This is a genomic window from Roseateles agri, from assembly GCF_034043675.1.
Taxonomy (GTDB): domain Bacteria; phylum Pseudomonadota; class Gammaproteobacteria; order Burkholderiales; family Burkholderiaceae_C; genus KK5.
Genome location: NZ_JAXCLA010000006.1, coordinates 363,666 through 384,854, shown reverse-complemented (window position 1 = coordinate 384,854; position 21,189 = coordinate 363,666). Strand labels below are relative to the sequence as shown.

15 protein-coding genes are annotated in these 21,189 nt (G+C 69.8%); 8 read left to right on the top strand and 7 right to left on the bottom strand.

Annotated features, from left to right (window positions below):
* The first annotated feature begins 43 nt into the window (after positions 1-43).
* Positions 44-412 carry a response regulator gene (locus SNE35_RS19635; RefSeq protein WP_320424681.1) on the top strand — a complete coding sequence of 123 codons (369 nt, stop codon included), beginning with the start codon at positions 44-46 and terminating at the stop codon, positions 410-412.
* Here the strand turns inward: SNE35_RS19635 and SNE35_RS19630 are convergent, their stop codons facing one another.
* From SNE35_RS19630 to SNE35_RS19615, 4 genes are all read right to left on the bottom strand, one after another.
* Positions 413-3,109: a hypothetical protein gene (locus tag SNE35_RS19630; protein ID WP_320424679.1), complete on the bottom strand. Its 2,697-nt coding sequence runs from the start codon at positions 3,107-3,109 to the stop codon at positions 413-415.
* A 20-nt stretch (positions 3,110-3,129) separates the two neighbouring features.
* A complete protein-coding gene (locus SNE35_RS19625) occupies positions 3,130-8,088 on the bottom strand; it encodes a hypothetical protein (protein ID WP_320424678.1) in 4,959 nt (1,652 codons plus the stop codon).
* Positions 8,089-8,190: 102 nt separating this feature from the next.
* Positions 8,191-10,818, bottom strand: coding sequence for a beta strand repeat-containing protein (locus SNE35_RS19620; protein ID WP_320424677.1), 2,628 nt, complete (start codon positions 10,816-10,818; stop codon positions 8,191-8,193).
* Positions 10,819-10,859: 41 nt separating this feature from the next.
* Complete coding sequence (locus SNE35_RS19615; RefSeq protein WP_320424676.1) at positions 10,860-11,381, bottom strand: hypothetical protein; 522 nt, start codon at positions 11,379-11,381, stop codon at positions 10,860-10,862.
* 685 nt (positions 11,382-12,066) lie between these two features.
* Here SNE35_RS19615 and SNE35_RS19610 point away from each other — a divergent pair.
* The 4 genes from SNE35_RS19610 (at position 12,067) to SNE35_RS19595 (ending at position 14,860) form a co-directional block, all read left to right on the top strand.
* Entirely contained in the window at positions 12,067-12,492 is a 426-nt protein-coding gene (locus SNE35_RS19610) for a hypothetical protein (RefSeq protein ID WP_320424675.1), read from the top strand.
* Positions 12,493-13,060: 568 nt separating this feature from the next.
* Positions 13,061-13,567 (top strand): hypothetical protein, encoded by a 507-nt coding sequence (locus SNE35_RS19605; protein ID WP_320424673.1) that lies wholly within the window; start codon positions 13,061-13,063, stop codon positions 13,565-13,567.
* Between the two features lie 178 nt (positions 13,568-13,745).
* Positions 13,746-14,303 carry a dihydrofolate reductase family protein gene (locus tag SNE35_RS19600; protein ID WP_320424672.1) on the top strand — a complete coding sequence of 186 codons (558 nt, stop codon included), beginning with the start codon at positions 13,746-13,748 and terminating at the stop codon, positions 14,301-14,303.
* A gap of 14 nt (positions 14,304-14,317) precedes the next feature.
* The gene (locus SNE35_RS19595; RefSeq protein WP_320424671.1) at positions 14,318-14,860 is read left to right on the top strand and encodes a demethoxyubiquinone hydroxylase family protein; all 543 of its coding nucleotides are present in this window, start codon (positions 14,318-14,320) and stop codon (positions 14,858-14,860) included.
* 21 nt (positions 14,861-14,881) lie between these two features.
* Here SNE35_RS19595 and SNE35_RS19590 read toward each other — a convergent pair whose 3' ends face one another.
* Positions 14,882-16,045: an MFS transporter gene (locus SNE35_RS19590; RefSeq protein ID WP_320424861.1), complete on the bottom strand. Its 1,164-nt coding sequence runs from the start codon at positions 16,043-16,045 to the stop codon at positions 14,882-14,884.
* Positions 16,046-16,183: 138 nt separating this feature from the next.
* Here SNE35_RS19590 and SNE35_RS19585 point away from each other — a divergent pair, with 138 nt between their 5' ends.
* The 3 genes from SNE35_RS19585 (at position 16,184) to SNE35_RS19575 (ending at position 19,504) form a co-directional block, all read left to right on the top strand.
* Positions 16,184-17,149, top strand: coding sequence for an AraC family transcriptional regulator (locus tag SNE35_RS19585; RefSeq protein WP_320424670.1), 966 nt, complete (start codon positions 16,184-16,186; stop codon positions 17,147-17,149).
* Between the two features lie 83 nt (positions 17,150-17,232).
* Positions 17,233-18,522, top strand: a complete 1,290-nt coding sequence (locus SNE35_RS19580) for a rhodanese-like domain-containing protein (protein WP_320424669.1) — start codon at positions 17,233-17,235, stop codon at positions 18,520-18,522.
* A gap of 13 nt (positions 18,523-18,535) precedes the next feature.
* Positions 18,536-19,504 (top strand): aliphatic sulfonate ABC transporter substrate-binding protein, encoded by a 969-nt coding sequence (locus SNE35_RS19575; protein WP_320424668.1) that lies wholly within the window; start codon positions 18,536-18,538, stop codon positions 19,502-19,504.
* A gap of 18 nt (positions 19,505-19,522) precedes the next feature.
* Here the strand turns inward: SNE35_RS19575 and SNE35_RS19570 are convergent, their stop codons facing one another.
* Positions 19,523-20,833: an O-acetylhomoserine aminocarboxypropyltransferase/cysteine synthase family protein gene (locus SNE35_RS19570; protein ID WP_320424667.1), complete on the bottom strand. Its 1,311-nt coding sequence runs from the start codon at positions 20,831-20,833 to the stop codon at positions 19,523-19,525.
* Between the two features lie 16 nt (positions 20,834-20,849).
* Positions 20,850-21,110, bottom strand: coding sequence for a nitroreductase family protein (locus SNE35_RS19565; RefSeq protein ID WP_320424867.1), 261 nt, complete (start codon positions 21,108-21,110; stop codon positions 20,850-20,852).
* Positions 21,111-21,189: the final 79 nt, after the last annotated feature.

Genomic DNA, 21,189 nt, shown 5'->3' with positions numbered 1-21,189 from the left:
CTCGGCGAGATCATGCAAATGACACAAGCAGGAGACCCAGCCGATGAACGTCTTTCTTGTTGAGGATTCCGAAGCCATCCGCCTTCTGCTGGCGGCCCGAGTTCGTCACCAGCCGGGCCTGAACCTGGCGGGCGAGGCTGATACCGAGGAGCGGGCCTACGCGATGATCATGGCGACCCGGCCGGATGTGGTGATCACCGACCTGTCGCTGGCCGTGGAAGGCTCGGGCAGCCGCCTGATCACCGCGCTGCGCGCCAGCGGCTACACCGGCTTCATCGCCGTGCTGAGCGGCCAGGACGCCGCGATCTACCGCGCGCCCTGCCTCAAGCTGGGGGCCGATGCCTTCTACGACAAGGCCTTCGGCGTCGAGACGCTGTTCGAGGATCTCGCCGCCACGCTCGCTGCAGCTTGATCACTGCAGCTTGACGACCAGCACCACCTGCCCGCCGAGGCCGCTGCCCAGCGGCCCGGCGAGGCTCCATTCCACACGCCCGGTGCCGCCGGCCGCCGGCTGCACGCTGACCGTGCAGACCAGCTGGGCGCTCGGCATCGCGCCGCAGCTGGCAGACTGGAACACCGTGTAGGCCGGCGTCGCGTCGGTGATCTTGATGCCGCTCAGCGCATCGCTGCTGAGGTTGGCGAAGGCGATCGTGTAGGTGATCACGTCGCCGCTGCGCGCGGCCGCGCGGTCCACCGTCTTCACGAGCTGCAGGCCGGCGGCCGTCGGCGGGCCGATGGTCGTCACGTCCGTGCGCTGCTGATCGCGCGTGAGCGCGGTGTTGGCGTAGGCGAAGCTGGCCGTGAGCGCGAAGGGCTGCTTGCTGCCGTCGGGTGCGCCGGCGGGCGCGTTGATGCGGACGATCACGCACAGCTTCTGGTCGGCCGTCATCGGGATCGATGCCGGCAGCACGTCGTCGGTGGGATCGATGCGGCCGTTGCAGTCCAGATCGCGGTGGACCGTGTAGCTCCAGCCGGCCGGCAACGCCGCGGCGGCGGCGAGGCTGACGCTGCCGCCGCTGCCGGCGGTGAAGGTGTGCGGGTACAACGCGAAGCTGCCGGCCAGGATGGTCTGCTGGCCGTCCGGCTGCAGCACATTGGCCGGCACCTGGCCGAGGTTGGCGCCGGTGTAGCTGCTACCTGAGGCGGGCGTGAAGGCCAGGGTGCCGTCGGCCGCGGTGAAGCTGCCGCCGGTCGTGCCCGGCGCGCCGGAGACGACGACCCAGCCCGCATCGGCCGCGGCCATGCCGATCTTCAGCACGCCGCTGGCGGTGGACGGAATCCACAGCAGGTAGGCGCCGGCATCGCCGGTGGTCGCGCGGTCCAGCACGGTGCCGCCGGCATCGGCGATCTGCAGGGCCACGCCGGGCAGCGTCGCCTCGGCGCCGTCGCGCAGGCCGTTGTTGGGCGTGCCGCCGCCGGCGCCGCTGTCCTTGAACACGAGGCCGGCCACGCGGCTGCCGTGGAACAGGCCGAAGCGCTGGCCGGGCACGTCCGCTGCGGACAGCGTGAAGCTGCGAGTGAGGCTCGACTGTTCGGTGCCGAGCCAGCCGGCGGGCATGGCCGGCGTCAGGTCCGTGGCCGAGGCATTGCCGTTGACGACGACCGTATAGGCCGCCGCCGCCACGCTGGCGAAGGAGAAGGCGCCGCTGGACGGCGTGATCGCCACCACGGCCAGCGCGGGCCCGGCCGGCTGCGTGGCCGGCACGAGCTTGGCGTACAGCGTGAGGCCGGTGCCGCTCTCGCCGCCGTCCAGGGCGGCGTTGTGGTTGGCGTCCTCGTAGACCGTGCCCGAGACGGCGCAGCTCCACACCGCGCCCTGGGCGGAGATGTCGGTCTCGCCGAGGCGGATGCCCAGCAGGTTCAGCAGCGGGTTGACGAGGCCGGTGACGAGGTTGCCGACCGGCCCGGTCAGCGCCAGCTGCAGCACCGGCTTCAGCAGGCCGATCACCGAATTGGCCACGCTGGTCAGCAGGCCGGGGCCGAGGCTCAGCTCCAGGTTGGCGATCAGCGATGACAGCAGGGTCGTGACGAAGCCCGCATTGGCGTAGACGGTGCCCGTGGGGCTGGCCGGCATCAGCGTCAAGGTGCTGCTGCCCAGTGCGCTGCCGACGGCCGAGGCGCGGGCCAGCAGGTCCACGTTCAGCGCGCCGACCTTCAGCGCGCCGATGGTGCCGAAGCCGAGGTCGCTGGCCGGGTTGATCGCACGGCTGCGGTTCCAGTAGAGCGAGTCGGCAATGCTGCCCAGGTACAGGGCCGCCACGCCGGGCGTGGCCTGCACCGTGACCGCGCCGCTGACGGCGTTCAGCGCGCTGATGACGCCGTCGGTGCGGGCCACCTCCACGTAGACGTCCAGGTGCCCCACGTTGGCCGAGATGCCGCCGCCCAGCAGCGCCGTGAGCACCGAGACGTCGAGGTTCAGCGAGATCAGGTCTACGCCGAGCTTCACCCGCAGCGCGGCCGAATGGAAAGTGCTGCCGACACCGCCGCAGACGATCACCGGCGGCTCGATCACCTGCGCCTGCAGGGTGACGCTGCCCAGCAGCGAGCCCAGGCCGATGCTGCTGCCCGACAAGGTGATCGCGTTGGGCGTGCTCAGCACGTTGCGGCTGTTGTAGAGCTGGATCACGCCGGTGACCAGCTCCAGCGCGTTGACCCGCGTCGTGCCCAGGATGCCGTTGCTCTGCAGCAGCTGGCCGAGCTGGATCGGCGTGCTGAGGCCCGACAGCGGCAGCTTCAGCGAGTTCAGCGTGGCGGCGAGCTGCGTCTTGCCCTCGGCGGTGGCGCCCGTGGTGGCGGCGGTGAGGATGTCCAGCACGGTGACGTTGCTGGTCAGCGTGGCGGCCGGCGTGGAGGCGTTGAGCTGCCCCTGCAGCGCGCTGACGGTACGCAGCAGGCTCAGGTCACCGGTGGCCAGCGAGTTCCAGTCGGCCACGCCCAGGGTCAGCGTGGAGTTCGTCAGGCTGCCCAGCAGTGCGTTCAAGAGCGCGCCGCGGGTCGAGTCCACGCTGAGCAGCCGCGGCCCGGCCGAGACGCAGCCCTGGCCGCTGCAGGCCGCGCGGGCGGGCAGTGCGCAAAGCAGGAGCGCGAACAGCAGGGCGCTTGCCAACAACCGGATCGCAGGGCGTAGGTTCATGAGCTGAGGCGCGAGAACAGGTTCTCGTCGAATTTGAATCGCATCCGCAGGTAAACGCCACGCTGCGTGCTGTTGTCGGCCGAGAGATCGCGGTCGCGGACGCCGCTGAGGTTGTAACCGAGCGACACCCACATGTTGTCCTTGACGCGGTAGCCCGCTTCGGCGCCGATCAGCAGCTGGCGGCTGCGCAGGCGCAGGTCGCCCATCAGGCCGAGGTTCATGCCGACGTCGAAGCGCTCGCCGATGTCGCGCGTGATGCGGCCGGACATCAGCTGCGCCACCGTGCGCGTGGCCACGCCGGCGACGGTCTCGGTCAGGTGCTTGACGGCGTAGCGGCCGCTCAGCTCGGTGGCGCGATCGAGCTGGCGCTCGGCGTGCACGCTGACGATGTGGGCCTGGCGCGCATCGGCATCGCCCAGGGTGCCGCGCTCGTCCTTGTACTCGTAGCGGCCCAGCGCGTTCATGTCGTTCGTGCGGTAGGCGGCGCCGAGTTGCAGGCGCTCCTGCCAGCGGTCCGTGCCTGCGCCGTGCTGCAAGGTGGCGGCCAGCACGTTCTTGGCCAGCATGGTCCAGCGCTCGCCCAGCTTCACGGCCAGGCCCAAGGTGGACAGCAGGCCGGTGCTGCCGGCGCCTTCGCGCAGCTCCAGGCGAGCCGTGCCCTTCCACAGCGGGTCGGCGGTGTACTCGACGGCGCCGGTGACGGCGGCGCTGCTGTTGTCGTTCTCCGCGCTCTGCAGCGTCTTCACGCGCTCCAGGCTGGCGTTGAAGCGCAGACCTTCGGTGGGCTGCCATTGGTTGCGCAGGCCGATCGCGGCCTCGGTCTCGCGGCCGTCGAAGGCCTCGCGGCCGCGGTACTCGCTGAACACCCGGCCTTCGCCACCGCCCAGCGCCGTCGTGCCCATGTCCATGCCCACCAGCGTGGCGTTGCGGCGCTGCGTGGCGTCCAGTGCGTAGGGGCCGGTCAGAGAGGAGACCAGCTCGTGGCGCATGTAGAGGCGGCCGCGGCCGGCGAGCTGGTAGTCGCCGCCGACGGCCAGCAGGTGCTTGTCGGCATCGCGCACGTCCTGCTCGGCCTCGACGAAGGCGGTGGCCATCGGCAGGCCCGGCACGACGGCGCTGACCTTGGCGCGCACGGTGGCGGTGCTGCCGTCGGCCGCCGCATCTGCCTGCGCGCCTGCGTTCTCGCCGAGCTGCTGCACGTAGCGCGCGCCCAGCTCGACCTTGACGCCGTTCTCCAGGCTGCGCTCCACGCCCACCAGCACGCCCGCGCGCTTGGCGCCGGTGCTGACGTCGCCGGACAGCAGGGCCTCGCCGCTGACGCGGGTGCGCTCGTCGACCATGTAGGTGGCCTGCGCGCCGGCTTCGCTGCGGCCGCTGTTGATGGTGGCCGAGCGGTTGTCGAAGCCGACGTCGCTGCGCACTGCGTGGGCGTTGACCTTCAGCGCCTGGCCGTCGTGCTTGAACTCGACGCGCTGCGCATTGCCTTCGTGCGCGGCGGTGCCGTCCGCCTGCTCGCCGCGCTCGATGCGGGCCACCTCGGCGCTGACGGTGGTGTGCTCGGCCACCTGGTAGCGCACGTTGGCGCTGCCCATCTGCATCGTTGCCAGCGGGTTCCAGTCGCGCACGTAGGCGCCGCCCAGTTGCAGCGCCTCGGTGGCCTGCCACTGCGCATCGGCGCCTGCCACCCAGAAGGCCGGGCCGCCCTGCTCGACCTCGTAGGTGACGCGGATCGACAGCGGGTTCATGTTCGCGTCCAGGCTCGCCACCGGCGCGCGCAACAGCAGGCGGCCGCTCTGCGGCTCGATGTCGTAGTCGGCGAAGCGGGTCAGCGTCGTCGTGCCCAGCACCAGCGAGGGCTGGTTGCGGTCGCGCACGAGGATCTCGACCGTCTCGCTGTTGGTGGCCATGTTGCCGGCCAGCGCGAAGGGGCCCGAGGTGCCGTTGGCCGGCAGCTCGACCAGCATCTGCCGCGTGCTGTCGTGCGAGGCCCAGGCGTTGGCCGTCAGGCCGTCCACCTGCAGGTGTTCCTTCAGGCCGTTGAGGCTGCGCTGGTAGCTGCCGAGCTGGCGGGCCGGGTCGTCGGACTGGGTCGTGAAGTCGCCGTACAGCAGCGAGGACTGGCCGCGGTCCACGCGCACATAGAGCCGGCCGGTGGACTGTGCGTCGAAGCCCTTCTCGGAGGCGTCGCCGTAGACCGGGTAGAAGGCATCGGGCTGGATGTCGCGGAACAGGCTCGTGTCGCGGCTCTTGTCGGAGTCGTAGGCCACGGTCAGCAGCGCGTCGCCGCGGACCTTGCCCTTCAGGAACACGGCACCGCGGACGTCAGTCTTGGAATCGCTGGCGACATTGTTGAGTTGCTGCTCGAAGCCGTCGCTGCTGTCGGCCGACTGCACCTGGCCGGCCTTCAGGCGGCGCAGGTCGAAGGCGGCGTCGACGATGCCCACGGCCATCAGCGGGCGCAGCGCGGCGACCACCGGCAGGCGGGCCTCGGCCGTGACGCCGTCGCTGCCGGCGCGCAGGCGGGCTTCGCCGGGCACGTCGGGCGCCTGCCACTGCAGCAGCGCCTCGCCGCCGTCGACGAAGGTCTGCAGCTCGGGCGTCTTCGGGTCCAAGTCTTCGGCGGACCAGCGGCCCGGGCCCAGGTTCAGCGTGACCGGCAGGCGCGCATCGACCGGCAGGCCCTGCGTGTCCAGCAGGCGCAGGCGCACGGGCACCGTGCTGCCGGCATCGGCCTTGGCGGGCGTCTCGATGACGATGCGGGCCAGTGCGCCGGCCAGGCGCAGGGTCAGCTCGCGGGTGGCGCGCAGGGTGCCGAAGGCGTCGTGCTCCTGCAGCAGCAGGCGGTTTTCGCCGGCGCGCAGCGGCAGGCCGATGTAGCGGCGGGTCTCGATCTGCTCGTCGGGCGACTGCGTGCGCTCGCCGATGCGGTCGTCGCCGACCGACTCGCCGTTGAGCTTCAGCGTCAGCACGGCGCCGAGGTGGCCCGCGACGGTCAGCGACGAGGTGGCGGCGGTGACGAGCTGGCCTTCGGTGGCGCCGATGAAGCGGGGCAGGGTGGCGTCTTCGGCGGCCGCGGGGGCTTCAGCGGCAGCGACCGGGGCGGACGCCGCGGCCTGCGGTGCGGCAGCCTTGACGGCGGCGCCGATCGTGCCGCTGGCCGGCAGCGCGCGCAGGTCTTGCGGCGCGGCGGTGGGCGTGGCGGTGAGCGCGGTGCGCAGCGAGGCGGCCATCTCGGCATCGGCGCCGCGGGCGGCCTGGCGGCGGGCGGCGATCTGGGCGTCCAGCGCCGCGCCGCAGCCGGCCAGCGCGAAGTCGGCGCGCTGCAGTTCGCCGGCGCGCGGGTCGACGAAGCGGCTGGCGCCGTCGCCGGCGTGGCGCTGCGTGGTGGCCAGCGGCGTGGTGCCGGCCGGCAGGGTGATCGGGTCCAGCTTCAGCACATGGGTGCGCGGCGTGAGGCCGTAGAGGCTGAAGCGGCCGGCGCCGTCGGTCGTCACCGAGGTGCCGTCTTCCATCCACAGGCGCACGCCGGGGATGCCGGCCTCGCTCTCGTCCTGCAGGCCGTTGGCATTGCAGTCGGCGTAGACGGTGCCCAGCACGATCGCGCGGTCGGAGAACACGCCGGCCTCGACCTTGACCTTGGTGCGCGCCACATTGCTCAGCACGGCGTCCGGCGCCTCGGCCGAGGCCTGGCTGCGCTCGACGCCGTCGCCCTGCAGCGCAGCGGTGCCGATGCGGGCGCGGTAGCGCAGCGTGTGCTCGGCGGCCACCGGCAGCGCGGCGGCGATCGGCCACACCAGCGTCGGGCCCACGCCGCCGACGGGGTCAAGTGTTGCCTTGCCGTCCAGCCTGGCGCTGCCGGGCACGTAGCGGAAGCCGCGCGGCAGGCGCTCCTGCAGGCGGGCGTTGGCCAAGTCGGCCTGGCCGACGTTCTTGACCGACACGGCGTACTCGACCGTCTCGGCGATCTCGGCCGTCGTGCGCGAGACGCTGCTCTGCACCAGCAGGCCGCGCGGCAGCGGGTCGACCGGCACGTTGATGACGGCGCTGCCCGATTCCGCGGTGACGCGGAAGGTGCCGCCGTAGGACGCGGTCGGGTCGATGGCGTAGCCGGAGTCCCAGCCGTCCTTGCCATCGGCCGTGTCGCCGGACGGGTAGGTGTGCGTGGCCGGCGTCTTGACCAGCAGGCGGTACAGGCTCGAGCGCAGCACCGGGAAGCTGTAGCCGCCGTCGGCATCGGTGACGACGGTGCTGGGCATCGGGGTCGTGCCGTCGGCGTCGAACACGTCGGCCGCGCCGCCGGCGTTGCCGCCATTGCCTTCGCCGCTGACGTCGATCAGCTGCACGGTGACGCCGGCGATCGGCTTGCCGGTGACGGCATCGAAGACGAAGGCGCGTACGTCCATCCGCAGGGTCGCGGTGAGCGTCTTGCCGTTGCAGGCCGGGGCGGTGGCGGTGATGACGTCGCCGGCCATCACGTCGAACCAGTCGCTGGTCGAGCGCACGGTGGCGCTCCAGTAGCGGCTGGAGAGCGGCAACTGCAGGGCGAAGATGCCGGTGTTCGGGCCGGTCTCGATGGCCGTGTAGTCGGCCGCGTAGCCGGACTTGGCGGCGCTGAGGTGCACCGTCAGCGTGTCCAGCTTCAGCGGATCCTTGTTGCAGGCGCTGGCGGCCACTTGCGGCAGCAGGCGGTTGCCGGCGCGCGTCGTCAGGGTCTTCTGGCGGTAGTCGGTGTTGCCGTAGAAGCTCAGCGAAGGAAAGGCCGCCGGTGCCATCGCCTGCACGAGGTTCGAGCCGCTCTCGTGCTGCCGGCCGTCCATGCTGCTGAGGTAGACCATCGACGCTTGCGAGTCGATCGTCAGCAGGCTCGCATCGTCCGCCGCGGCCGGCACGGCCGCCGTCGCCAGCGCGAGGGCGGCGGCGAGGCTCAGCAGCGGGCGAAGCGGGCGGATGGACATGATGGGATGTCGAGTCGCTGTTCTTGGGCAAGGCTCCGCCCGCCGCGGCCCGCGGGCCGCGCGTCAGGGGGAAGGACTGTGGAGGCGGAGGGAGGCGCTGGTTCAGGGATCGATGCGGACGCCGAAGCGCAGCACCACGGTGGCACCCGGGGCCAGGGTCGTCACGGTCGTCTGCACCGTGCCCCGCGCACCCGGCGCCGGGGCGGTGACCGTGCCGGCGGTGGCCGAGGCCGGCACCGTGGCGCTGTAGGTCGTGTAGGCCGGCGTCGAGTCGCTGACGACCAGGTTCGTCACCGCCACCGGGCCGACGTTCGTCGCCGTGATCTCGTAGCGCAGGCAGCCGCCGGGGGCTGCGCCGCTGGAGATCGCGACCGGCGAGAAGGCCGTGTCGGCGGTGCCGTCGCAGCCGGCGTCCAGCGCCTGCGTCTTCACCAGCGTGACCTGCGAGACCACGACCGTGCTGGTGTCGGTGACGGACACCGCGCCCGGCGCGGCCATCGCGCCGACGATGCCGCCGGTGGCGATGCTCAGCGTGGTGATGTTGGTCGTGCCGCTGGTGGCCGCGGCCGGGGCCGTCACCTTGACGAACAGCCGCGCGCTCTTGCCCGGGGCCAGGCCGGCGGTGGTGTTGGCGCCGTTGGTGCCGCCGGTGAGCTGCGACAGGTCGGTGACGACCGGGTCGCTGGCGTCGAGCACGCCGTCATTGTTCTTGTCCCAGTAGACGACCGAGGTGAAGCCGCTGGAGGAATCGACGGTGGCCGCGGTGGCGGTGCCGATCGCGCCGTCCGCCTCGGTCACGTTGCCGGCGTTGTACAGCGTGTGAACGTAGACGGTGGTGCCGCCGGGCGTCAGCTGCGCCGTGTGGTTCGGCGAGATCGTCAGGCTGCGCACGGTGCCGATGATGACGGCGTTGTGCAGCGTGTCGCTGGCGTTGGTGGTGGCCGACTGCGCGCGGAAGTACAGCTGCGTGGTGCCGGCGCTGACGTTGGCCGGCACGGTCACGTCGGCATACACCGTCTTGTTGGCGCCGCTGTTGATGAGGCCGCTGTTGTCCAGCACGGCGCCGTTGGCATCGTGGAAGACGACGCTCCAGCCGGCGGGCAGAGTGGTGGTCGCGAAGCTCGAATCGGTGCTGGCGCGCAGCGCGAAGGTGTCGGCCACGCCGCTGCCGTTGGCGAGGACCAGGGTGATGCGCGTCGTGCCGCCGGCGGCCACCGGCGTCGTCGTCACCGGCAGGGCTTCCGGGCCCGGGCCGTAGCCCGGGGCGGCGGCGCCGGCGCCGTTGTTGGTCAGGTCGACCGTGTTGGCGGAGATCGTGCCCAGCGTGTTGAGGGCGCTGGCCGACTTCGTCGCGTCGGTGCTGGAGGTGGCCTTGGCCGTCACCGTGTAGGGGCCGCCGGTGGCGCCCGGAGGCAGGATGGCGCGCACGACGATGTTCAGCGAGGCGCCGGCGGCGATGGGGCCGGTGTCGGGCACGCCGTTGCCGTTGCGGTCGACGATCGGGGTCACGCCGTCGGCCTGGAAGAACTGGAAGGTCGTGCCGGCCGGGAAGGTCGAGCCGAGCGTGCTGAGGTCGAAGCTGTCGGTGGCGTTGCCGGCGTTGGTGACGGTGTTGGTGAAGTTCACCACGCCGCCCTGCGGCACGGTGGTGACCGTCGCGCCGGTCATGCCGACCTGCGCGCCGGCCAGCACCGTGTACTGCACGGTGTTCGTGTTGCTGGCGGGCACGGCGGCGGCGCCGTCGTTGTAGCTGAAGCTGGCGGTGGCGGCCGTGGCGGCGTTGGCGCCGGCGGGCAGGCCGCTGTTGACCGAGACCTTGTAGCTCAGTGTGCCGCTGCCGCCTGGCGGGATCGAGGCGATCACCGCGGTGACGCGGTTGGCCGCGCTGACGTTCTCATCAAAGACGATGCCGCCCTGGTTGTCGGTGGCATCGGCATCGCTCAGCACGGTGGCGCCCGAACCGCTCCAGCGCGCGCTGTTGGCGATGTACGTCATGCCGGCCGGCACCAGCTCGGTGAGGGTCAGGTTGGTGGCCGTGGTGTTGCCGGTGTTCGTGTAGGTGATCGTGATCGTGCGGTTGGCGGTGGACGGCGAGGGGCCGGCGGCCACGTCCAGCACCTGCGTGACGTTGAGGACGGCCTGCGAGGTGATCGTCGTCGTGTCGGTGACGCTGCCGGTGGTGGCCGGCGCGAAGCCGCTGGTGGCGGTGGCCGTCAGCGTGTTGCTGGCACCGGCGACGGCGGTGGCGGGCACGATGCCGGCGACGACGAAGCGGAAGCTCTGGCCGGCGGCGAGCTGGCCGGTCGTGGTGATGGGCACCGCGTTGTCGGGCACGCCGTCACCGTTCGCGTCGGCGTAGAACACCGCGGCGGCGAAGCTGAAGCCGCCGGTGTTGCTGCTCGTCAGCGCGAAGCTGTCGGTGCCGTTGCCGGTGTTGACCAAGGTGTGCGGGTAGTAGACCTGGCCGCCGATCGAGATCGTCTTGGCGCCGTTGGCCGCGACGCTGAGGCTCGCGACCTGCTGGACCGTCGTGACGACGGTGTTGGAAGTGACGGTGCGCACGACGGACGAGCCGTCGGAGTAGGTGGCGGCGGCCTGGTTGCCGATGACGGTGCCGGCGGGCGCCGCGGCGTTCACGGACATCGCGGTCATCGCGACGACGAAGCCGACCAGCACGGGGACCAGGAAGGTGGACCAGCCGGAGTCGAGACGTTGGAGCAGGGCGTTCATGGTGATGCGTTCCACGGAGGCGGGGCGGGCGGGGCGGGGAATCAGGAGCGGCCGGCGACCGGCGCCAGCTGCATGCGGGCGCGCACGGCGCGTTCGCTGCCGGCGGGCAGGGTGCCGAGGTTCCAGCGCAGGAAGCGGTACTCGGAGGCGGGCACCTCCTGCATCTCGCGGCGGCCGTCCGGCAGACGCACCTCGCGACGCAGCGGCAGCGGCTCGAAGTGCTTGCCGTCGAGGCTGGCGCTGTCCACCGGCGTGGTGCTCAGCGCGCCGGGCAGGTAGCTCACGCCACCCTCGGGCACCGGCAGGGTCAGCTGCACCTTGGTCAGCGCCTTGGCCGTACCGTTGACGTAGCGGGCCTCGTACTCGATGACGTCACCCGGGCGGATCTGCTGCTGCAGCGGCTGCAGCGTCTCGCGGGTGGCGCCGCCTTCGGTCACGCTGCGAACCTGCCAGGCCTGCAACCGCACTTCGGGCTGCGCGCTGGTGGCGGCAAACGCGCCGGTGATGCCGAACATCAAGGCCAGCATCCAGCCGACGGCGACCGTGATCGAGAGCTTGTTCATTCGCTATTCCCCCTGGTTGATCGATGCCTGTCGTCAGACGACGGGCGACGATGGGAAGAATAGGAATTCGGGCTTCCGCCCGGCACCGGCAAATATCGATCGATAGCGGTGCAGCAATGTCGGCTAGGTGATGGCGGTGGATTGCCTACACGCGACGGGGTTTGCGGGGGTTGTGTGATGGAGTTGGCGGTTGGGGAGGGGTGGGGTGCTTACTTGGGGGATGGCGGGGCGGCCGACGTCAGGGGCGTGAATGGCGCGCGTGGATGCGGGCCGTGGGCGTTGCGCCACACGCATTCAGGAGCCGGTGGAGATGCGCCTCGACGTTCGCATCTGCCATCTCGGTAGATGACGATAGATGGTGCCGGTATCGGTATGTCTCTGGACCATGGTTGTCCACCGGGTCAACCACGAGGCCGGAAAGCCGGTCAGGCTGTCAAACTGACGGCGCCGCTTTTGGCGGCCTTGATATCGCCATGTAGAGACACGTGACATAGCGAAAATCCAAGACCGGCGCGGCCCTCGGCCGAGGGAGTCCTGCCTTGATAAGCGGACGTCGCGCCTCCATACACGGACGGGGCTGTCTCGTCATAGTACGTTCGCCCTCTCAAGTACAACCTCTTAGATCGACTTGTTAGAAATTGGCGAAGCGCTTATTACGCTCGGGTTCTCAAAATTGGACATCGCGATGCTTATGCTGTGCCCAGCCGCTGCCGTACTGGGATCGTTTGTTCACATGTTTATGGTTGAAAACGATTTCTCGCAGATGCCAAAGCTAAACGAAGAACGAGGTGTCGTTAATCGGATCGAAAAATCCGTGTTTTCTTTGGCATCGTGGTTTTCAGTCTTTAATCAAAAGCGGTGGTATTGGATCTGGGGGCGAGTCACGGTGGGTGTGGCGGTCGGGATGCTCGTTGCACTCTATTTTGTTGGGGCGATAAATCCTGGTGCGGCAAATTCGGCCAAAGTATTGGCATTGTCTGTTTTGGCTGGGTATCTCGCGCCGAAGCTTTTCATCGCTCAAGAAAGAGCTGTCAGTCAGGCGTTAGATAAGAAGTTGCCGCCAATAGTTGATGAGGCAATTGAACGTGTCAACAAGTCGAAAGAGAGCTAACCCGCAGTTGCAGCCGACGCCTAACGGCGCGGCTGAATGCAATCGTTAGGTATCTCGAATGAATGTTGGTCACAAAATAGCCAGCGTTGATGGTCTCCATCGGGTGCTGGTTTTTCGCGGAGAAGATGGAACCTACGGGTATGCAGGGTTCAAGAACGCCGGCAGCCTAGATACTCCCCCGTGGAAGGAAGCCGGTAGTAGACACTCAAGGTTCGGCTCCGGTGCAACCGCAATGCAGGAAGCAAAGAGTCGCATCGCTTGGCTGAAGCGAGAAATTGATTGGCCAGCCAAAGATCTCGATCTCCGTTCAGCTGAGCAATACATTCCAGGCTGGGTTAAGTGCCCGCTGTGCCACGTCCGCTTCTCACTGGCGGATTCAAATCGCTGGGGTAGAAGCAGGCACCTAACATGTGGTCAAAGAATTCTTGTACAGACCTGAATGCGCAAAGTGGTACGCCACCAGATGCCCAACCCCTCGTTACAGCGACGCCGAGTTGGGCGATTAAACGTAGTCGTTGGGCATTACAAACGCACCGCCCCGCTTCGCGGGAAACTGTAAGGAGGCAGAATGACATCGACAGACGTAGCTGCATGGGTGCAGGCCATAGGCAGCATCGCTGCGGTCATAGCTGCATTCTTGATCTCATCCAGGCAATTTCGAGACGCGACAACGCTCCAAGAGGGTAATACTCGCGCCGAGCGGAGGCGTCGCTACGAAACATTGACTGCATTGATCGCCGCGGCGCTTGAGGATTTCGACGACACGCTAAGGGCGCTACGCGGGTCAGAGCCGCAGAAGTGGTTTGACGAGAACAGCACGAAGGAGCTCATGGAAGAGTTCTACCAAGCGTTTCTTCAAATTTCTCCACTCGACATGCCATCACCGACGGCGGTGAAGGCTCTGATCACGATGCGTGATCGATTCAAGACAGCAGCGTGGAATGCCAACGCGGCGCTGGATCATGGCACTGGCGCTTTCAAAGAGTACATGGACTGCGTCTCTGCGATGGAACACAACCTCACTGAAGTTCGCGGAGAGCAGACAAAGCTACTCGCAGAGCTTGCACAAGCGTAACCCGCTGGCTAACCCTGCTATCGAGAAGACGGCTTCTGGCGTGCTTCGCGCGCTTCTAGTCGCCGCTCATATATCGAACGTTGTGCGGCACCGGGTGAGCAGGTCGCGAACTAGGTTTGTACTCTTCGAACCAGTCGACAAGCGGCTCGCCGCATATCTTGAACGGAGCACAACCACCATGGGACTGCTGACCTTCAGCATCAATCTCACTCTTGATGGCTGCATTGACCACCAGGAGGGGATCGCCGACGACGAGACGCATGCCTTCTTCACTCGCCTGATGGATGAGCATGGCGCGATGCTGTGGGGACGCGTCACCTACGAGATGATGGAGAGCTACTGGCCGGCGGTCGCACGCGGCGACGTGGAGGCCGCGCCGGCCATGCACGACTGGGCGATCAAGCTGGAGGCCAAGCCGAAGTACGTGGTGTCTTTGACGCGGAAGGACTTCCCGTGGACCAACAGTCACCACATCGCTGGAGACCTGCGCTCGGGTGTGCAGAAGCTCAAGGACGAGACTCCGGCCGGCGTGCTCCTCGGTAGCGGCAAGCTCGCGGCCGAACTGGACCGGCTGGATCTGATCGACGAATACCAGCTGCTCGTCCACCCCAGGATCGCGGGTCACGGCCCGACCCTGTACGCGATTGGGCTGCCCGGCACGCGGCGACTTGAGTTGCTCTCGGCGAAGCCGTTGCGCTGCGGCGCGGTCGCTATGCATTACCGGCGAGCGGTTTAGCTCAGAGTTGAGTCATGCTGGTCAACGAGCCACTCCGTACCGCAAAAGGCCTCGCCGAGCGGGTCCTCAAGGTCAACCATGCGGGCGAGCACGGCGCGGTGAATATCTATGCCGGCCAGCTTCTGGTCGCCCGGCTGACTGCCCCTGGCCTTTTGGAAGAGCTTGCAGAGTTCCAATCGCACGAACGCAGGCACCGTTCCATCTTTCAGGCGGAGCTTCAGCGGCGCGGTGTTCGGCGCTGCCGTAGCTACCACCTGTGCGGCGTCGGCGGCTTCGTGCTCGGGGTTCTCACTGCGCTCTTCGGGCGCGGTGCAATCGCCGCGACAACTGTCGCAGTCGAGCGGGTCGTGCTTCGCCATCTGGAGCGTCAGCTTCACGAGCTTCGTGGCGTTGACGAGGCCGCGGTCGATGCCATCAGGTCCATCGTGATCGAAGAGCAGCAGCACCATGACCGCGCGATCGTCCACGCGCAAGCAAGCTGCATCTGGGCCCGCGTGCTTACACCCGTCGTTGCTGCATCAACGGAGACCGTCATCTGGTTTGGCATGCGTCTGTGAGGCATCCCAACTGAGCGACAGTCATGCTTCGGCCTTCGCCGGCAGCGGCCGCGGCCCATGCCGCAAGGTCAGCAGCGTCCCCAGCGTCATCGCCACCAGCGCAAACGCCGGGCCGCCCAGTGCGCCGATGCGGTCCACCATCAGCCCGCCGCCGACGGCGCCGCTGGCGATGGCGATCTGGAAGCCGGCGACGAGGAGGCCGCCGGCGCCTTCGGCCTGGTCGGGCGCGGCGCGCACGATCCAGGTCTGGAAACCGACCGGGAAGGCGCCGAAGGCCATGCCCCACAGCGGCACGGCCACCATCGTGACCACGGGCCACTGGCCGGCCGCCAGCAGGCAGGCCGCCAGCGCAGCGATCAGTGCGCCGCCGGAGGCGATCGCGAGGCGCTCGCTGCGACCGGCGAGCCAGCCGGCGATGAAGTTGCCGAAGAAGCCGCCGATGCCGTAGCCCAGCAGCACGCCCGACACGGCGCCCGGCGACAGGTGCGCCACGTGCTCCATCAGCGGGCGGATGTATGTGAAGCCGGCGAAATGCCCCGAGATCAGCAGCAGCACGGCCAGCAGCGCGACGCGCACCGGCGGCCGGCGCAGCAGTTCGCCCAGCACGCGCAGGTTCGGCTCGCCCTGCGGCGGCAGGGCCGGCAGGGTGGCGAACTGCACCAGGCAGCCGACGATGCTCACCGCACCGGCCGCGATGAAGGCGCTGCGCCAGCCCCATACCTCGCCCATCCAGGCGCCCAGCGGCGCGGCGCACACGGTGGCGACCGACACGCCCGAGAGGATCAGCGACATCGCCCGCGCGAACAGCGCCTCCGGCACCAGCCGCATCGCCAGCGCCGCCGACATCGACCAGAAGCCGCCCAGCGCGATGCCCAGCAGCACGCGCGCCGTCAGCAGCGCCGGCAGGCTTGCCGCGGTGGCGGCCATCACGTTGGACAGCACCAGCAGCAGGCTCAGCGCCAGCATCACCAGGCGCCGGTCGAGCCGGCGCGTCAGTAGCGGCAGCGAGGGCGCGGCAATCGCGCCCACCAGGGCCGTCGCCGTGACGGCCTGGCCGGCCGCGCCGTCGCTGACGCCGAGATCGGTGGACATCGCCGTCAGCAGACTGGCCGGCAGGAATTCGGCCATCACGAGGCCGAACACGCCCAGCGTCAGCGAGGCGACGGCGGGCCAACGGGTCGGCATGGCGGCCGAGGCCGTGATTGCGATGCCGGCGGGGCAGTCGGCGCAGGAGCTTGAAGACAGCACGGGCATATCCCTTCGATGACAGGAGCCGGGATGCTAGGGCTAGGATCTCGGCGTTTGAATGCCGGAGAAGCTGAGATGCTTGACTTTTCGTCCGAACGTTTGCGCAGCGGTGAGGGGCCCGATCTGCTGACGCGGATCCTCTTGGACCTGCGGCTCGACGGCGTCGAGTACGGCCGCTGCGTGATGCAGGCGCCGTGGGCGGTGGCCTTTCCGGCGCAGCGCTCGGCGCGCTTCCATTTCGTCGGCAGCGGTGGCGCCTGGCTGCGCTCGCCGACGACCGACTGGCTGCAGTTGCACGCCGGCGATGCGGTGCTGCTGCCGCGCGGCAGCCTGCACGTGCTGGCCAGCGCGCCGGACGTGCCGCCGGTCGAGATCGACTCGCTGTCGAGAGTCGCCGTGGCCGACAACATCTACCTCGTCGGCGGTCCGTCGGCCGAGCCCTCGGGCGTGCCGGCGGACGTGATGTTCTGCGGCGCGCTGCGCTTCAACCTCGACCCGCTGCATCCGCTGATCTCGATGATGCCGGAGCTGATGCTGGCCCGCGAGCTGGCGGCCAAGGATGCCACGGTGCCGACCCTGCTCGACGCGATGGAGCGCGAGGTGGCGCTCGACCGGGTCGGCGCCTGCGGCATCCTCGCGCGGCTGGCCGACGCGCTGGCGGCGAGCATCATCCGCGCCTGGGTGGAGGGCAGCTGCGGCAGCACGGCGGGCTGGGTCGCCGCGGTGCGCTGCCCGAAGATCGGCAAGGTGGTGGCCGCCGTCCATGCGGACCCCGAGCGCGACTGGACCGTGCCGGAGCTGGCGGACGTGATGGGCGTGTCCCGCTCGACCTTCGCCGATGCCTTCACCCGCACGATGGGCGAGAGCCCGGCGCGCTACGTGGCCAAGGTCAAGATGTTCCAGGCGCGCCGCTGGATCGCGCAGGACGGCATGCGCATCGCCGTGGCCGCGGACCGGCTCGGCTACGAATCCGAAGCCTCGTTCAGCCGCGCGTTCAAGCGGATCATCGGCCACGCGCCGAGCGCGGCGCGGGCGGCCTGAGGCCGGGTCTAAAGAAGACATCCGCAGCTCCTTATTCGCTCTGCTTCGTTCCCGCGCGGCGCCGCCGCTGCCAGCATGGCGGGATGACCGCATCCCTTGTGGCGGGCCTGCCCCGCATCGACGGCGCCGCCGTGCGCCAGCTTTGGCGCGATGGCCGCGAGATCGCGCTGCTCGACGTCCGCGACGAGCACGCCCATGCCCAGGGCCACCCGCTGTTCGCCGCGCAGCTGGAGCTGGCCGACCTGGCCGACGAAGCACCCTGGCGGCTGCCGCGCCGTGGAGTGCCCATCGTGCTGCTGGACGACGATGGCCGCGACGACGGCCCGGCCGCCGCGATGCTCGGCCCGCTGCGTGCACTGGGCCACGTGGAGCTGGCCCTGCTGGACGGCGGCATCGCCGGCTGGACGGCCGGCGGCGGCGAACTGTTCGCCGATGTGAACTCGCCCAGCAAGGCCTTCGGCGAGCTGGTCGAGCACGAGCGCGGCACGCCCTCGCTGCCGGCCGAATCACTCTGGGCGCTGCAGTCCGCCGGCGCCGACCTGGTGGTACTCGATGCACGCCGCTTCGACGAATACCGCACGATGGCGATCCCCGGCGGCATCAGCGTGCCCGGTGGCGAGCTGCTGCTGCGCGCCCGCGCGCTGGCACCGGACCCGCGAACCCGCATCGTCGTCAACTGCGCCGGCCGCACGCGCAGCCTGATCGGCGCGCAGACCTTGATCAACGGCGGTCTGCCCAACCCGGTGGCCGCGCTGCGCAACGGCACGATCGGCTGGACCCTGGCCGGCCTGCCGCTGGCGCGCGGGCTGGAGCAGCGCTTCGATGCCGAACAGCGCGAAGGCCTCGCGCAGGCGCAGCAGGCGGCCCGCACGCTGGCGCGCCGCGCCGGTGCCGTCGAGCTGACGGCCGCCGAGCTGGCCCGCTGGCAGGCCGACGGTACTCGGACGCTGTACCGCTGGGACGTGCGCGATGCCGCCGAATACGCGGCTGGCCATCTGCCGGGCTTCGGCCATGCGCCGGGCGGGCAGCTGGTGCAGGAGACCGACGCCTTCGCCGCCGTGCGCGGCGCCCGCATTGCGCTGGTCGACGGCGGCCCGCGCCACGACGGCGTGCGCGCGCCGATCACCGCGCACTGGCTGGCGCAGATGGGCTGGGAGGTCGGCTGGCTGGCCGAGGCTGAGTCCGCCGATTTCAGCGAGACCGGCGCCTGGGCGCCGGCCCAGCGCCGCCGCGCCACGCGCCGCTACCAGCGTCCCTACGAAGGCACCGCCGCCAGCGCCGAGACCATGCAGGCCTATCTCGACTGGGAGTACGGCCTGGTCGCGCAACTGGCCCGCGACGGCACGCACCGCTTCCACGTCTTGCAACCCTGATCGAAAGCCCCCGATGACGAATCCGTTCCGCCGCCGCCTGCTGCTGGCCGGCGCCACCTTTGCTGCTGCCACCACCACGGGCTTGGCCCGCGCCGCCGATCCCGAGAAGCTGCGCATCGGCTACCAGAAGTCGTCCACGCTGACGATCCTCTTGAAGTCGCGTGGCGAGCTGGAGCGCACGCTGGCGCCGCTGGGCGTGGCCGTGTCCTGGCACGAGTTCACCTCGGGCCTGCCGCTGCTGGAGGCGCTGAACGTCGGCGCGATCGACCTCAGCGCCGACGTGGCCGACGCCGTGCCGCCGTTCGCGCTGGCCGCCGGCGCCAGCCTCACCTACTACGCGCTGGAGGCGCCGTCGCCGACCGCGCAGGCCATCGTCGTGCGCAAGGATTCACCGATCACCTCGGTGGCGCAGTTGAAGGGCAAGCGCGTGGCTTTCGCCAAGGGCGCCGGCGCGCACTTCCTGCTGCTGGAGGCGCTGGCGCGCGAGGGCCTGTCGATCCGCGACGTCGAGCCGGCCTACCTGAGCCCGGCCGATGGCCGCGCCGCGTTCGAGAACGGCAGCGTCGCCGCCTGGGTGGTCTGGGATCCCTTCCTCGCCGCGGTGCAGCGCCAGGCCGGCGCGCGCATCCTGACCGATGGCGCAGGCCTCTCGGCTTACCGGCGCTTCTACCTCGCCGGCTCGCCCTACGCGGCACGCCGCCCGGATGTGCTGACCGCCGTCTACGGCGAGCTGCAGCGCGCCGGCGAATGGGTGCGCAAGAACCCCGGCCCGGCCGCGCAGTGGCATGCGCCGCTGATCGGGCTGGACGCCGCCACGGTGGAGGCCGCCAACCAGCGCCGCAGCTACCGCGTGCAGCCGGTCGACGCCGAGGCGCTGGCCGAGCAGCAGCGCATCGCCGACGCGTTTACGCAGGCGCAGGTCCTGCCGCGCAAGGTGGTGGTGGCCGACTCGCCGGTGTGGAAGCCGGCCCGCCTCGGCTGAGGCGAGCCGCTGAAGGGGTCAGGCCTTGCCCAGCGCCTGATCCAGGTCGGCCAGCAGGTCGTCGATGTGCTCGATGCCGACCGAGAGCCGCACCGTGTCCTCGCCGACACCAGCCTTGTCCAGCTCGGCGGGCGAGAGTTGCCGGTGCGTGGTCGAGGCCGGATGCGTGGCCAGCGATTTCGCGTCGCCGATGTTGACGAGGCGGGTGAACAGCTGCAGCGCATCGAGGAAGCGCGCGCCGGCCTCGCGGCCGCTGCCCTGCGATGTCTTCAGCCCGAAGGTCAGGATGCCCGAGGCCTTGCCGGACAGGTACTTGCGGGCCAGCGCGTGGTCCGGGTGGCTCTCCAGGCCCGCGTAGTTGACCCAGGCCACCTTGGCGTGCCGGCTCAGGTGTTCGGCGATCGCCTGTGCGTTGGCGTTGATGCGGTCCAGGCGCAGCGCCAGGGTCTCGATGCCCTGCAGGATCTGCCAGGCGTTGAACGGCGAGATCGCCGCGCCGATATTGCGCAGCGGCACCACGCGCGCACGGCCGATGTAGGCAGCCGGGCCCAGCGCCTCGGTGTAGACGACACCGTGGTAGCTGACGTCCGGCTCGTTCAGGCGCTTGAAGCGTTCCTTGTGCTGCGCCCAGGGGAACTGGCCGGAGTCGACGATGGCGCCGCCGACGCTGGTGCCGTGGCCGCCGAGGTACTTGGTGAGCGAGTGCACGACGATGTCGGCGCCGTGCTCGATCGGGCGCGACAGGTAGGGCGTGGGCACCGTGTTGTCGACGATCAGCGGGATGCCGTTGCGGTGCGCGATGGCGGCGATGGCCGCGATGTCGGTCACGTTGCCGGCAGGGTTGCCGAGCGACTCGACGAAGATGGCCTTGGTGCGCGCGTCGATCAGCGGCTCGAACGAGGCCGGGTCGCGGTGGTCGGCGAAGCGGGTCGCGATGCCGTACTGCGGCAGCGTGTGGGCGAACAGGTTGTAGGTGCCGCCGTACAGCGCGGTGGACGAGACGATGTTGTCGCCGGCTTCGGCGATCGTCAGGATCGAGTAGGTGACGGCCGCCTGGCCCGAGGCCAGCGCCAGCGCGGCGATGCCTCCCTCCAGCGCCGCGACACGCTGCTCCAGCACGTCCTGCGTCGGATTCATGATCCGCGTGTAGATGTTGCCGGGCACCTTCAGGTCGAACAGGTCGGCGCCGTGCTGCGCGCTGTCGAAGGCGTAGGCCACGGTCTGGTACAGCGGCACGGCGGCCGAGCGGGTGACCGGGTCGGGCGAGTAGCCGCCGTGCACGGACAGGGTCTCGAAGCGCCAGTGCTTCTGGCGGTCTTGCTGGCTCATGGTGTGTTCCCTTTCATCAGGCACGTTCGAAGGCGTAGCGGCCGGCCGCGGCGATCTCGGCCAGCGGGCGGCGGGTGCTGGGCTGCTCGCGGGCCTGCAGCGCGGGCGGCAGCCCGGCCGCGTCGCCGGGGCGGCCGATCGCGATGACGGCCTCCACGTGAACGTCTGTCGGGATGTCCAGCGCCTGGCGCAAGGCGAGCCGGTCGAAGCCGCCGATGCCGTGCGCGTTCCAGCCCGCGGCCTGCGCTTGCAATGCCAGGTACCCCCAAGGCGGCACCGGTGTCCAGGCTGTGCGTGGGAATGTCGGCCAGGGCATCGCTGCCCGGCGGCTGCCAGCGCGTGGCCGACAGCACGGC